At 30.9% G+C, this 15,737-nt stretch carries 11 protein-coding genes; all 11 read left to right on the top strand.

The window, feature by feature from the left end; translation table 11 throughout:
* Nucleotides 1–123 precede the first annotated feature (123 nt).
* The 11 genes from AC4BC7_RS05815 to AC4BC7_RS05765 all read left to right on the top strand — a co-directional run bounded on the left by AC4BC7_RS05815 (nucleotide 124) and on the right by AC4BC7_RS05765 (nucleotide 15,693).
* Nucleotides 124–2,139, top strand: coding sequence for a GH25 family lysozyme (locus tag AC4BC7_RS05815; protein WP_490504113.1), 2,016 nt, complete (start codon nucleotides 124–126; stop codon nucleotides 2,137–2,139).
* A 162-nt stretch (nucleotides 2,140–2,301) separates the two neighbouring features.
* Nucleotides 2,302–4,044, top strand: a complete 1,743-nt coding sequence (locus AC4BC7_RS05810) for a hypothetical protein (RefSeq protein ID WP_490504112.1) — start codon at nucleotides 2,302–2,304, stop codon at nucleotides 4,042–4,044.
* Nucleotides 4,045–4,196: 152 nt separating this feature from the next.
* The gene (locus AC4BC7_RS05805) at nucleotides 4,197–5,372 is read left to right on the top strand and encodes a CDP-glycerol glycerophosphotransferase family protein (protein WP_490504111.1); all 1,176 of its coding nucleotides are present in this window, start codon (nucleotides 4,197–4,199) and stop codon (nucleotides 5,370–5,372) included.
* A complete protein-coding gene (locus AC4BC7_RS05800) occupies nucleotides 5,338–6,078 on the top strand; it encodes a WecB/TagA/CpsF family glycosyltransferase (RefSeq protein WP_490504110.1) in 741 nt (246 codons plus the stop codon). Before AC4BC7_RS05805 ends, AC4BC7_RS05800 begins: the two co-directional genes overlap by 35 nt.
* 22 nt (nucleotides 6,079–6,100) lie before the next feature.
* Nucleotides 6,101–8,791, top strand: coding sequence for a CDP-glycerol glycerophosphotransferase family protein (locus tag AC4BC7_RS05795; protein WP_490504109.1), 2,691 nt, complete (start codon nucleotides 6,101–6,103; stop codon nucleotides 8,789–8,791).
* Between the two features lie 68 nt (nucleotides 8,792–8,859).
* Nucleotides 8,860–11,160, top strand: a complete 2,301-nt coding sequence (locus tag AC4BC7_RS05790; protein ID WP_490504108.1) for a CDP-glycerol glycerophosphotransferase family protein — start codon at nucleotides 8,860–8,862, stop codon at nucleotides 11,158–11,160.
* A 103-nt stretch (nucleotides 11,161–11,263) separates the two neighbouring features.
* Complete coding sequence (gene mltG / locus AC4BC7_RS05785; protein ID WP_207940930.1) at nucleotides 11,264–12,505, top strand: endolytic transglycosylase MltG; 1,242 nt, start codon at nucleotides 11,264–11,266, stop codon at nucleotides 12,503–12,505.
* A gap of 143 nt (nucleotides 12,506–12,648) precedes the next feature.
* Nucleotides 12,649–13,122 carry a transcription elongation factor GreA gene (gene greA, locus AC4BC7_RS05780; protein ID WP_207940929.1) on the top strand — a complete coding sequence of 158 codons (474 nt, stop codon included), beginning with the start codon at nucleotides 12,649–12,651 and terminating at the stop codon, nucleotides 13,120–13,122.
* Between the two features lie 134 nt (nucleotides 13,123–13,256).
* Complete coding sequence (gene liaF, locus AC4BC7_RS05775) at nucleotides 13,257–13,988, top strand: cell wall-active antibiotics response protein LiaF (protein WP_207940928.1); 732 nt, start codon at nucleotides 13,257–13,259, stop codon at nucleotides 13,986–13,988.
* The gene (locus tag AC4BC7_RS05770) at nucleotides 13,985–15,067 is read left to right on the top strand and encodes a sensor histidine kinase (protein ID WP_490504107.1); all 1,083 of its coding nucleotides are present in this window, start codon (nucleotides 13,985–13,987) and stop codon (nucleotides 15,065–15,067) included. Before liaF ends, AC4BC7_RS05770 begins: the two co-directional genes overlap by 4 nt.
* Nucleotides 15,064–15,693 carry a response regulator transcription factor gene (locus AC4BC7_RS05765; protein ID WP_490504105.1) on the top strand — a complete coding sequence of 210 codons (630 nt, stop codon included), beginning with the start codon at nucleotides 15,064–15,066 and terminating at the stop codon, nucleotides 15,691–15,693. Before AC4BC7_RS05770 ends, AC4BC7_RS05765 begins: the two co-directional genes overlap by 4 nt.
* Nucleotides 15,694–15,737 lie beyond the last annotated feature (44 nt).

The following is a 15,737-nucleotide window of genomic DNA, read 5'->3' as shown; positions in this document are numbered from 1 at the left end:
TAAATTAAATTTAATCGATTATTTATTTATAATAAGAATTATTGTAATTTTATAAAGAGCATGCTATTTTGGATTTATAGAGATCGTTTAAATAAATGAGAATTCAAAAGTTAGGATGGAAAAATGAAAAAGAAGATAGTATTTATCGGTATTAGTATTATAGTAATGGGACAACCAATATCAATTGTATCTGGTGTTGAAGATACGAGCGTGACAGCTGAATCTACAAAATTAAATACATCAATTGAAGAAACGGTATCAAATAATATAACGGAAGAAAATATTTTTTCAAGTAGTGACCTTGAAGAGGAAACATCTAGAAGTAATTTATCAGAACAAGGTGAACTTCAAGAAACGGAGTCCTCTGAATTAGAAAAAAGCTCAGTAGAAAGTTCAGCTGTAATTAGCGAGGAAATAATTGATTCAACTACTGAAACGAGTGAATATAATGTTGCTACAGATTATATGCTTCCAAGTGAACGCTCTGATTTATCTAATATTCAAACATTTAGTGCAAAAATAAATATACCTCAAGTTAGTGCAACGAATTTAAATGTGCCAGAGAAAAGTTTTATTGATGTTTCTTCACATAATGGAGATATTAGTGTAGAAAATTATAAGATAATGAAATCTTATGGAGTTAATGGTGTTGTTATCAAATTAACAGAAGCAACTAGTTATCAAAATCCATATGCCAAAAATCAAATAAAGAATGCTTTAGATGCAGGTATGAAAGTTTCTGTTTATCATTACAGTTGGTTCAAAACAACTGAGCAAGCAAGAAAAGAAGCTGATTATTTTGCATCCATGGCAAATTCTTTATCCTTGCCTAAAGATACGTTAATGGTAAATGATATTGAAGAACCTAAAATTGCAGAAGGAAATAATCACACACAGAATTCTTTAGAATTTGAAAAAAGATTAAATGAATTAGGATTTGTAAAGGTAACTCATTATGTAGGGCTTCACTGGATTACAAATGGAAAGATTAATCCTGCAACTTTAGGATATGAAAAAATATGGGTTGCAGCATATCCTTATGTACTTGATACAACTCAAAAATATACAGAATATGGCGCATGGCAATGGTCGTCACAATTAACATTTCCAAATGTTCCAGGTGTTTTTGATATTTCTTCTGACTATGTTAAAAATTTTATGAGCAAACCAACAGATGAAAGTGAAAAAATAAAAATACCACGAGATTTTAAATATGCGTCTATTACAAAAAATGCACCTCTTTGGAAAATTGACAATCAAGTTGCTGTTTCTATAGGAGATACGCAAAACTTATTAAATCAAGTATTAAAAATCAACTCAGAATTACAAGACTTAAAGCAAGATACGTATTATTTGCTAGAAAATAACAGAGGAGTCTTGTTAGGATATGTGAAAGCTAACGATATAGAGGGAACTAATAATCGACAAGGTTCTTATCATAGTTATGGTAAATACATGACCATTCAATCTCTGAACTACGATATCTGGCAAAACTTTAATTGGGACAAACGCTCGCATTCATCCAAGTATACAGGTAAAGTCTTACAAGCACGCGGTTATTACGACCATTTCAACGGCTCTCGCTACTTAAGCCTATACGACCAGGCAGGAAAATGGGTAGGCTACATCAATGCTTCTGGAACCAAACTGTCCGACAATGGTGGAGGTGGAAAATACCATGCCTACAATAAATATGTGACCATTCAATCTCCGAACTACGATATCTGGCAAAACTTTAATTGGGACAAACGCTCGCATTCATCCAAGTATACAGGTAAAGTTTTACAAGCACGCGGTTATTACGACCATTTCAACGGCTCTCGCTACTTAAGCCTATACGACCAGGCAGGAAAATGGGTAGGCTACATCAATGCTTCTGGAACCAAACTGTCCGACAATGGTGGAGGTGGAAAATACCATGCCTACAATAAATATGTGACCATTCAATCTCCGAACTACGATATCTGGCAAAACTTTAATTGGGGCAAACGCTCGCATTCATCGAAGTATAAAGGAAAAACAGCACTAGCAAAAGGCTACTATGATCATTTTAATGGCGCACGCTATTTAAGTTTATACGAAACCAACGGCCATTGGATCGGCTATATCAATGAATCTGGTGCAAAATTAATTCCTTGATTAAAAGAAAATAAAAGATATTGAGAGTCACGAAAGAGAATTAAGCATAGGTTCTTAGTTTCAATAGTAAATAATTGTGATTACCAGAATTTATTGGATTGAACAAGTAGAGTTTTGTTTTTGATAGATTACTTAATTTTTAGTTGGAGGAAAAATATTAGTATGGGAAGAATTTCTAAGATAGTAACAAATAAAAATTTTGGAGCAATTTTTATCTTAGCTATGGTATCGGTATGTTTACAATTAGTTCAGATACAAAATAAAAATTTATATTTAGGATATGATTGGATATTTCATTACAATCGATTTTATGATGCAGGACAACAAATAAAAGAGGGGAACTTTCAATATTTTATTTCGATGTACGGTTTTTCGCAATCTGGAAGCATTGTAAATGCTTTATACGGCCCAATGTTTGCATATGCAAATGGATTGTTATTATTATTATGTGGTTCTTGGTTTAAATATCAATTAACGACTAATTTTATTATCACATTTTTATCTGCTATAAGTATGTTTGTTTTGCTGAAACAAAACAAAATACGTATGTCAGTAAGTATTTTTTTATCTATCATTTATACTACATTGAATGCTGTACAAGGGTGGACATTCAACCAAACTTTGAAGTCATGGGCATGTGTACTTTTACCTCTAGGACTATTAGTGGCAATCAAATTTTGGGGGAGTGATAATAAATGGCAGAATTGTTTTTTATTGGCTTTCGTTGTGACTCTTTCTATACAAATACATGTATTAACAAGTGTTTTTTTGGTATTTTTATTAATGATATTTTTTATTATTGGAATGTTTGTCACTAAAAATAGATTTCAGTTAATTGAATGGGTGAGTGCGGCTGCAGTTTTAACAATTGCAATGACAGCAAATGTGTGGTATCCACTCCTTGAAACGAATTTGGAAAATATTATATTACCACCACGTCTTAATTATGATTTTAACGCAACTAGTTTACGAGTAGTTTTATCTGATTTTCCTACACATATTTCTCTTCTTGTTTCATCATTATTTATTTTACAAGCATTCTTTACATTATTTATAAAAAATAATTTATTAAATCGTACGGTAACTATCTTAGGATTCACATTGTTTTTTGCATCAACTAAGATATTTCCTTGGAATGAAATTATTGAAAAATTCCCAGTTATCACGATAATTCAGTTTCCAACTCGTTTTTTGGAACCTGCGGTAATTTTGATTATATTTGGATTGGGTTTGTCTTTAGAATTGCTACTTAAAGAAAAAAATTATAAAATAAAAAAGATTTCGATATATATGCTTCTAATTTTTTTAACAATATGTGGTGGAATCTATCATTTTAAATCAGCAAACAATCGACTTGCTTTGTGGCAGTCGGATGATGTTTTTTTTAGAGATCGTACTACGATTGCACTTAAAGATGATGCAGAACTATTAAGAAATTCTTTTAAGGAAGGAACCAATCTAGATGAACCGTTTAAATTACTAGTGAAACCTACATCTGATTATGTTCCTTTAAAAGATAAGAAATTTGTTACCAGTCCTGATTTCCATTCATTTAAAGAATATAAGGAAGCAATAATTGATAATCCATTAAATTCAAAACTGAAAAAATCAGTAGAAAAAAATAAACTTGTATATAGATGGCAAGCGAATTCTCAAGCTACTCAAGTAGTCCCTGTTATTGTATATCATCGAACAGTTCTTCAATTAAATGGTAAACTGTTAGATAAGAAAGACATCAATACTAATAATATAGGTGCTTTGGTTCTTACTCCAAAAAAAGGAGAAAATGTTTTAAAAATAAGTTATGACTCTTCATTTATATTTAAATATATGTTATTAGTATCCATGGTATCCTGGATTCTGTTTAGTATTCTTGTATTTGGATATAGTATAAGTTCAAAATAATTAGACAAAAATAATGCAAGAGGATTGTTTCTCTATGCATTATTTTTTTAGAAGAATAAGAAATATTATTAATAAAACTAGACGATAGATTGTCTTTTTGATAAGCTTTCAGTTAGAATAGACAATGATTATATATAATAGGAGGATATTGGATGGATTTTGCTGCTTCTATAGGGAAAGAAATTTATATAAATCTTGTGAAAAAAATTAGTAATCATACTAAAAATAAACATCATAAAATTGTATTTTTATTAAGTTTTCCTTCCACTAGTCAATCTATTTTAGATAGTCTATATGAGAAATTTAAAGAAGATTTGGTTATTTGCTATACTGAAAATGGCACTAAAGTAGCAAAAAAATACCAAAATAAAGGTTGTGCTATTTATGCTATTAATCATTTTCCTACTCTATTAACAAAAATTGTCCCTCTTGTCAAAGGAAGTTGCGTAGTACTTTGCGATAATTATTATGCTTTTTTAGCTGGTATGAATTTTTTTGAAGAAACTGTAGTTGTCCAATTATGGCATGCAAATGGTGCAATAAAATTATTTGGACTGAATGCTAACTACGCAAAAAAAGCTTCATTAAAAGATCAAAAACGCTATTTAGAAGTATATAAAAAATTTACACATTATGTGGTTAGTTCGGAAAAAATGGCTCAAATTTTCAAAAATAATTATCGTCAAAAAATCGTACAATTACCATTTGGATATTTACCCACGGATTATTATTTTAAAACAGAATGCATAAAAGATTCTAAAAAAAATGTTAGAGAACATTTTCAAACTTCAAAAAAAATAGCGTTGTATGCACCGACATATAGAGAAAAAAAATCAGATATTCCATTGGATTTTTCAAAGCTAAGTCATTTGCTTGGTTCAGAATGGCTATTATTTGTTAAAGCTCATCCTCACGATGAATTATTAAAACAAAGGTTGTCTCATGAAGCAAATATTATTACAGACTTTAAAGGAATGAGTTTACAAGAAATATTACCTTCTGTAGATTGTTTAATTACAGACTATTCTTCAATACCTTTTGAGTATTCTTTGGCTAATCCCATCGGTAAAATAATTTTCTTTTGTTATGATTTATCAGAGTATCAAAAAGAAGTAGGCATTGAGAATGATTTTATGGATTGGGCACCTGGAAAAATTGTTAGAACTGAATCTGAATTAATAAAAGAAATTCAAAATGAAACATATCAAAATTTAGATTCATTCAATCAATTGTGGAACGAATATGTTACTGGAAATGCTACAAATCAGTTAATAGAATGGGTGGAAAAAAAATATGCAAACCGAAAAGATAATGGGAATATCTGTTGATCAAGTGACATATATTGATATTTTGAATGACATACCTCATTATATTAAAACAACAAAAAAAATGACTGTGACTAGTGTCAATCCTCAAATTATAGTGGAAGGACAAAAGTATCCAGAAATTATCAAATTTATAGAAGAAAGTACGCACCGTATTCCAGATGGGATTGGAATCGTGATGGTTTCAAAAATGACTGGTGGTAAAATTAAAGAACGTGTAGCAGGATTTGAAGTGATGGTGAAATTTTTAGAATATGCCAATCAACACCAACACCGTGTCTTTTTTTATGGAGCCAAACCAGATGTTTTGCAAGATGCAATGAAAAATATCCAAACAAAATATCCTAATCTAAATATTGTGGGAGGAATTGATGGTTATACCACTTTGACAGAAGAACAAGTAATTAATAAAATGAATATTGCACGTTCGGACTTTGTATTTGTTGGTTTAGGATTCCCTAAACAAGAGCAATGGTTAAGTAAAAATGTTAATCAAGTAAAAGCATCTATTTTTCAAGATGTAGGAGGAAGTTTTGATGTGTTAAGTGGACATGTTAAGAGGGCGCCTCAATTTTTTATTGACTATCATTTAGAATGGTTGTATCGTTCATTGAGTAATCCAAAAAGAATTGGACGAATTTTTCAGTTACCTATATTTGTTGTTAAAAGTTTATGGTGGAAATTTGGAAAAAAAAATAAAGAAATTTAGTCACATTTGAGGAGTGGAACTTGTGGTAAACATAATTACACCTAGAGTGAAGAAGGTTTTGAAAAGAAAATTAAATAGGAAATATGAATTTCAATATTTGAGATTTTTGAAAAAACCTATTGAAAAAAATACAATTCTTATCGAATCTACACATGGGAGAGATTTTAGTGGACATGTTTTTTACATGACAAAAGAGTTGCAAAATAGATTTCCAGAAATGAAAATTATTGTTGGAATCAAATCTGAAAAAAAAGAAAATTTTGAAAAACTATTCCAAAAACATGAACTTAGCTCTGTAAAAGTTGTAGAATATTTATCTAAAGAGTATATGTTCTCTTTAGCAACATCGGAATATTTGATAAATGATACAACATTTTGGGACTTTTTTAATAAACGTCCTGAGCAAACATATATTAATATTTGGCATGGAACACCTTTAAAGTGTTTAGGAAAAGATATGGCATTAGATGGTTTTGGAAATGTGCAAAAGAATTTTTTAAGTTCAGATTTATTTGTACTAAGTAATGATTATACAAAAGAAAAAATGGTTAATGGATATAATTTAAAAAACATAAGCAGTACGAAAGTTATTGTTGGTCCATCTCCTAGAAACAGCATTTTGTTTAATGATGAAAAACGCGAAGAAATCAGAAATAGTTTAAATATTTCTGAAAAAAAAGTATATTTGTATATGCCTACATATCGAGATACAGGTACTTCAACAGCAATCATAGAAGAAACATTGTCATATCTTGATGAACATTTGCCACAAAATGCTCTTTTATTTGTGAAATTACATCCATTTGATGTAGAAAAATTAACAGTAGATTTATCTGAATTCAAAAGTATTGTAGAATATCCGGATGAAGTTGAAACTTATGAATTTTTAACAGCTATTGATACACTGATAACAGATTATAGTTCAATTATGTATGATTTTTCTTGCACGGATAGACAAGTTATTCTTTATACTTATGATAAAGAAGACTATTATAAATCACGAGGATTGTATGAGGACATAGATGACTATCCTTTTATACAGGTAGTAACTAAAGAAGCATTATGTCGAGAAATGATTCATCCTACAATCCAAAATTTTAAAGATTTAGCTAAGTTTAAAGAAAAATTCGTAGCTGTTGATAATATTGATGGGACCAAACAATTATTAGATTATATTTTCAGAAATGTAAAAACTGAAAATATCACTGAACATGAGTTGAGAAATAAAAAAGAAAATATTGTATTTTTTGCTGGAGGTTTATGGGATAACGGAATTAGTCGTGCTTTCTTTAATACGTTAAATTCTATTGATCTATCTGAAAAAAATTATATATTATACGTTAAAGATAGAGCAGTTAAAAAAGAACATAAATACAAATTACAAGAGTTGGGGATTCCGTATGTATTAAGTGCAGGTATTGCTCAATATAATTTTATTGAAGGTATTCTTACTTATTTATACCTCAATAAAGAATGGTTTGGACGAGGCATTGGAAAAAATTTAATTGAAAAAATTATTTTTAAAATGTATCGACGTGATTTTCGTCGCATGTTTAATGGATTAGAAATTAATCAATTTATTCATTACACTGGTTTTGAAAGGTCATTAGCAGCAATGTTGAGCGCTTTATCTGAATCTAAAATTAAAACGTCAATTTTTTATCATACAGATATGTTTGAAGAATATGAAGCTAAACGAAATATTAGTATGAAAACATTAAAACGCACATATGAATTAGCAGATCAATTAATTATTGTAAATAAAGAATTGAAGTCTCGTTTATTAGAAAATTATCCCAATTTAAATAACATTATTGTGTTAGATAATTTTTTGGGTTATCAAGATATTCGTACTCAAAGTAAAGAAAGTATTTTTACTTCTCTTTTAAATGTCCCTCTACAATATGGATATGCAGAAAATCTTATGGATGGAATTATGGGTGAGTTTAATGAGCTTAAAAAAACTAATATTAAAGTTGCCAATAAATTCTTACCAACTATTAGAAAACATAAATTAAGTACTCAAGGACTTTTTCCACATGTAGAAAAACATTTTGGTGAACTAAATCGAGGAATAAATAAGCCTTTTGAAGAATTTATAGACAAATCTTCAGAAGTGAAAATTAATTATAATGAACTAGGATATCTTTATGGTGTTAGTAAGTTACGCTTAATGGATGATTTGCTAAATCCTGATATTAAAGTCTTTATTAATATTGGAAGATTTGATATTCAAAAAGGTCATGATCGTTTGATTGATTCTTTTGTAGAAATAAATAAAGATTATCCGAATACTCGTTTAATAATTGTAGCACCACATGGACCATTGAAAAATCAAACCATTAAAAAAGTACGAAATTCTGGAATAAAAGAATGTATTACTATATTAGGTGGTATGGATAATCCATATTCATTACTAAGATTATCAGACGCATTTGTATTCACTAGCTTATATGAAGGATTAGGATTAGTTGTATTTGAAGCCCTTGCAGTAGGAACTGACGTAATCACAGTAGATATTCCTGCTACAACAGAGGGAATAATAAGAGGAAGTTCTGAAAAATATCCTGCTGCTATGATTGTAGAAGATTCACTTGAAGGTATCATTGATGGTTGGAAAAATTATATGTCACACACTCCAATACTTCCTTCATATGATTTTGACACACAAGAAGCAGAATCATTAAAAGTATGGCATAAAATAGTAAACTAGAAATAAATAGCAAAAAAAGGGTATAATCTACGTAAGATTCTACTCTTTTTTTGAAGGAGAAAATAACAATGTTAAATAAAATAAAAAAAAATATTATATCTCCAAACGAATTATGTTATTTACGAAATCGGGAAAAACCCATTTTAAAAAAAACTATTCTATTAGAAAGCACTCATGGTCGTGAGATATCAGGCCATATTTATTATTTAGCAAAACAATTAATGATTGATTATCCAGAACATGAAATATATTTGGTTTTAAGAAAAGATAAAATATCTCCAAAATGCTTTACAGGGAAAATTGTAGAGCATATGAGCGTTGAATATTTACGTTTGCTCGCAACTTGTGAATATTTGATAAATGATACTTCTTTTTGGGAATTTTTTCATAAGAGACCAGAACAAAAATACTTTATTTTTTGGCATGGCACACCTTTAAAATATCTAGGTAAATCTACACAAGTGCAAGGATATGGAAATGTTCAGAGAAACTTAGCAGCGGCAGATAAAATTTTTGTTAGCAATAAGTTTACCAAAGAAAAGCTAATAGCGGATTTTGGGATTAAAGATATTGTTAATAACCAAATTATTGTTGCGCCATCACCACGAAATAGCTCATTATTTGAAAATCGTGTTGTTAAAGGACGCTATCTTTACATGCCCACTTGGCGAGGAAAAGATGTTTCGAAAATATCTGTCTCACAGCAAATGCTAAGAGAACTTGAAAAACTAGATCAATTACTATCCGAAGACATAGAAGTATATGTTAAATTGCATCCTTATGAATCTTCGTTATTAAATTTTTCAGAACAAAATTATCGTCATATTAAAGCTTATCCTGAAACGGAAGAATTATATGAATTTCTGCAAACAGTAGAGCAGTTGATTACCGATTATTCTTCAATTATGTTTGATTTTGCGGTAACAAATCGTCCAGTTATTTTATGGACATTCGATGAAAAAGAGTATCTACAAGAACGTGGGATGTACCTTTCTTTGGATGAATTACCGTTTGTAAAAGTAGAGTCTTCAGAAAAATTAGCACACGTCCTTGTAAATTCATCTAAAATAGATTACACAATGATTCATCAAGAATACACATATTTAGATGAAAAAGAAGGTACAAAAATTATTTTGGACTATCTATTACAAAGTAAATTACATTCATCTATCTATGCCTATTCAAATTGGAATGGACGAGAAAATGTTTTGATTTATGCATATCAATTAAATGATAATGGAATAACCTCTTCATTGTTAAATACTTTAGATAGAGTAGATTTATCCTTACGTAACTATATTTTAATTTGGCAAGAGGGAATGATTCCACCTGAATTAGAATATAAAATACGAAATTTACCAAAAGAGATGTACACTTTTATTCAAACAGGAAAAGTTCAGTGCACATTGACTGAAATGCTGAATACCTCGTTATATATGCAGCAATTACCAGCGAATAAAGAAAGTGTTGCTGGTATGTATCGAAGAGATTTTGAACGTACTTTCCCTAATTTACAAGTGACACATTTTATTCATTATCCGGGATATGATCGTTCGTATGCTGTATGGGTATGGGCGCTGAGAGAATTAGGTGTTAAGACCAATATTTTTGTTCATACGGATATGGAAAAAGAATTTAAAATTAATCCAAACTTAAAGCCGAAAATTATTTTTGAAGCATATAAACAGGCCGACCATGTTGTATGTGTCTCTCGACCGATTGAGAAAAAGATTTTGTCGTTAGTTCCAACTGCTCATACAATGGTAATGGAAGTATTGATTAATCCAGAGTCTGTACAGAAAATAGCGCAAAAACCATTGGATCAAACAATTCCTGACGAATTGTTGCAGGATTTCAATAATTCAGACATCACTGTTTTTGTAAGTGTCGGTCGATTTTCAAAACAAAAAGGCTATGATCGGTTGATTTCAGCTTTTGAACAGCTCAATAATCCTCACACACGTTTAGTATTAATTTGCTCATATGGTCCTGAAAAAGAGACAATAAATGAACAAATCAATAATAGCTCTGTAAAAACACAAATATATCTTTTAGAAAATCTGGTTCAACCATATAATTTAGTGAAAAAAGCGAATGTCTTTGTTTTCAGTAGTAGATATGAGGGACTAGGAATGGTAGTTTTTGAAGCTTTAGCTGTAAAAACTCCAGTTATTATGACTAATATTCCAGAAACGTTAGATGTTTTAGGTGATAGAGAAAAAGCGATTGTCGTAGAGAATTCAACTGAAGGTTTACTAAAAGGAATGCAGAAATATCTGACAGAAGGCAGTAAGTCTGTGGCTTTTGATTTTAAGGAAAAAGAGATGAAATCAGTGAAAGTTTGGGAAAGTTTATTTAGAAACAATTAAAAAATTACACTATAATGTAAATCATTTTTCAAAATCATTCCCCTTCTTTTCAATTTCGTGTATAATGATACAAGTTAGAAACAGAAAGTGAGGAGGCGTTGTTTTGAAGCGAGAACAACACTCGAATGAATCAAAATTCCTTGGAAAAGATGATAAAAACAATAGAGCGGAAGAATCATTTTATTCTTCAAATCCGGATGGAAAGAAGGTAGATGCAGTGGAGCAAAAAGAAGATAATTCAAGAAAATCTCAACATCGAAAAGAAGACAAGATAGTTACACGAATTGTAGCTATTGTCGTACTAGCATTATTAATTGTTGGTGGGGTGTTTGGTTTTTCTACTTATCGATATGTAGCATCTAGTATCAAACCTTTAGATCCGGATAATTCGGAAAAAATTGTGGTAGATATTCCAAGTGGGTCAACTAACAAAATGATTGGTCAGATTTTAGAAGATGAAAAAGTTATTAAAAGTGGTATGGTATTTAACTACTATACAAAATTTAATAATTTAACTGGTTTCCAAGCTGGTAAATATCAAGTATCACCAGATATGACATTAGATGAAATTGGCGAATTATTACAAGGTGGTGGACTAGCAGCTGATCAAGCAGATGCGCGTTTAACTATTCCTGAAGGTTACGATGTTGATCAGATTGGGGACGTAATTGAAAAACATACAGAATTGAAGAAGAAAGATTTTCTTGCTTTAATGAAAGATGAAAAATTTTTCGATGAATTGCTTGAACAATTTCCAGATTTATTAACGGATGCTAGCAAATCTGAAGGCGTTCGTTACCGTTTAGAAGGGTATCTGTTCCCAGCGACTTACGATTACTATAAAGGAACTTCTCTTGAGACTTTAGTGACTGAAATGGTTTCAGCAACTAATAATGTATTGGCGGGATATTATGAACAAATTGAAGAAGCTGATTTGAATGTCCATGAAGTACTGACGATTGCTTCACTAGTGGAAAAAGAAGGGGTTACTGAAGAAGATCGTAAGAAGATTGCCCAAGTATTCTTCAACCGTCTAGCAACAGGCATGCCATTACAGTCAGATATTTCGATTTTATACGCGTTGGGTGTTCATAAAGAGATGGTTCTTTACGAAGATTTAGAGGTCGATTCGCCATATAACCTATATAAAAATACTGGTTATGGACCAGGACCATTTGATAACCCAAGCGAACAAGCGATTAAAGCTGTATTAGAGCCGACACCAAATAATAATTATTATTTTGTAGCAGATTTAGAAACTGGGAAAGTTTATTATGCTGAAACTTTAGAAGAACATAATAAATTAGTTGATGAATATGTGAATAAAACAAATAAAACCGATTAAAAACATTTTCTCACAGAAAGTAGTTTACAATTATTGAAAAGCGTGGTAATCTTTTGTGGATTCTATACAAAAGATTACCATTTTATTACACCTAGGTTTATTCTAGAGATGCGAAATGATGAGATGTAAAAGGAGATTTTATTATGGTAGAAAAAGTATATCCAATGACGATAGAAGGCAAAGAAAAGCTAGAGCAAGAGTTGGAAGAGTTAAAAACTGTTAAACGTGGGGAGATTATTGAGCGAATTAAAGTTGCTCGTAGTTTCGGAGATTTGTCTGAGAACTCTGAATACGAATCTGCAAAAGATGAACAAGCATTTGTAGAAGGTCGTATTACCACATTGGAGACAATGATTCGTTTTGCACAAATTATTGACAATGATGGTGTGGATCAAGATGAAGTTTCAATCGGTAAAACAGTGGTATTTAAAGAATTACCAGATGAAGATGAAGAAGAATATACCATTGTAGGTAGCGCTGAAGCAGATCCATTCTCTGGTAAAATTTCGAATGACTCACCAATTGCTCAAGCGTTAATTGGTAAAAAGATTAATGATGAAGTAACAATCTCAACTCCAGGTGGAGATATGTTAGTAAAAATTGTTGACGTAAAATAAGTAAAATCTACAATAGGAATAGACCATAAGGGTTTATTCCTATTTATTTGTTATCTTTCAGCCTCACGACGGATGAAGTTTGTGCTAAAAACGAGTATGATAAGCAGAGAAATTGGAGTAGAGGAGGGAATTCTATGAATAGTCCATGGCGATTCTTTTTTGTCGTAGAAGCCTTATTGTTTTTACTTGCTGTGTGGCAAATTATTAATAATACCCCATTATTAATTTTATTAGGGATAGGTATGCTAAATGTTTATTTAGCTATAAAACGTAAAAAACACTTACGCACAAAGAATTTTCAATTAATCGTAGGTTGTTTGATGATTCTAGTGAGTTTATTAAATAGTCCAGCACTATGGTTGATGATTGTCTTTGCTATTCTTTTTATTGGCTTAAAAGGAGTAGAAATTTCAGGTATTGATTTTTCAAAGCATTCATTTTGGCGCAAAAAACAAATTATTATGGTAGAAACTGATGAACCACAAAAGCATGACGGAAAAAAGAAAAAGCAACAATGGTTTGGTAATGAACGGATTGGCAGTCAAGTTTATGAGTGGGACGATATTAATATTAGTATTTTATCTGGAGATACAATCATTGATTTAGGCAATACAATTTTGCCAAAAAATGATAATATTGTATTAGTACGAAAAGGCTTTGGTCGAACACGTATTTTAATTCCAACAGGGATTGGTGTGCAATTAGAACACGCAGCTTTTGCTGGCTCCGTTGTGTTTGAATCAAAAGAAACTGAATTACGTAACGAAGTGCTAACAGTAGTAAGCAGTGATTATAGTACAAGTCCGCGACGTTTGAAAATCGTATCTAACACCTTAGTGGGAGATTTAGAGGTGATTCGTGTATGATAGCTAAAACCTCACGAAGCATGCTTGCACTCTACAGTGGTATTGCGACTTTTCTTATTTTAGTTTTTGTTTTATTTACCTATCTTTTTGCCACTGGTCAAAAAAACTGGTGGTTGCAATTATTTCAAGTAAAAGTTTTATTTATTCCAATGATTTTTTATTTATTAGCAATTGCAATTGTTTCAGGAATCTCGATTTTTGTTCTTTTATCATTTACACAAAAAAGACTATTAGCACCAATCGAAGAAAAAATGCGTTTGCTAGCAAATGGTAATTTAGAAAGTAAAACGCTAAATGAAAACATGCCATTATCTGCTTCAAATAAAGAATTATTCAATATGGATAATGATATTCATCAAATCAAAGAAAAGCTAAAAGAAATGTCCAGCGAACTACAAATTTTAAATGCACGCCCACAAGTTGTGGATGGACAAACCAAAGAAGAAATTTTAGAAAATGAACGTCATCGTTTAGCGAGAGAATTACATGATTCGGTTTCTCAGCAATTGTTTGCGGCAATGATGATGATGTCAGCGTTAAATGAACAAGCAATCAAAACGGACGCACCCGAAGCTCAAAGAAAGCAATTAGCAATGGTTTCAGATATTATAAATGCTTCCCAATCTGAGATGCGTGCTTTATTGTTACATCTTAGACCAGTTACTTTAGAAGGCAAGAGTTTAAAACAAGGTATTGAACAATTGTTAAGAGAATTACAAACAAAAATCAAAATTTCTTTAAAGTGGGACATTGAAGATTTAGTGATACCAAGTAGCATTGAAGATCAACTGTTCCGTGTAGTACAAGAGTTACTTTCTAATACATTACGTCATGCTAAAGCTGAAGAATTAGAGGTTTATCTTAATTTAATCGATCAAAATATTTTATTACGAGTGATTGATGATGGTGTTGGTTTTGATCCTGAGAAACAACAACAAAAAGCTGGAAGCTATGGTTTAATGAATATTCGCGAACGAATTACGGGTATTGGTGGCACATTAAAAATTATTAGTTTTAAAAATCAAGGCACAAGCATAGAAATTAAGATTCCGTTGTTGAAGGAGGTTATTAGTAAATGATACGAGTATTGTTGGTAGATGATCATGAGATGGTACGTTTAGGGGTATCTTCTTATTTATTAATCCAAGATGATATTGAAGTTGTTGGGGAAGCTGAAAATGGAATAATAGGATACGAAAAAGCTTTAGATTTACGTCCTGATGTTATATTGATGGATTTAGTAATGGAAGAAATGGATGGTATCGAAGCGACGAAAGCCATTTTGAAAGATTGGCCTGAAGCAAAAATTATTATTGTGACTAGCTTTATTGATGATGAAAAAGTCTATCCTGCAATTGAAGCAGGTGCTGCTGGCTATATGTTGAAAACATCAACAGCTCATGAGATAGCTGATGCAATTCGCGCTACACAACGTGGTGAACGTGTTTTAGAACCGGAAGTGACCACTAAAATGGTTAATCGTATGACGAATAAAACAATTCAGTTACATGAAGATTTGACAAATCGCGAACGAGAAGTATTGATGTTGATTTCTCAAGGAAAAAGCAATCAGGAAATTGCTGATGAATTATTTATTACCTTAAAAACAGTTAAAACCCATGTCTCTAATATTTTATCTAAGCTTGAAGTAGAAGATCGTACACAAGCGGCTATTTATGCCTTTAAACATAAATTAGTGAAATAATTCAGTCGTAATAAACTAACTGTTTGTTACAATTTTTAAGGAAC

This window comes from Enterococcus sp. AMC1623, from assembly GCF_058216495.1.
This window is presented reverse-complemented; position numbering and strand designations above follow the sequence as displayed.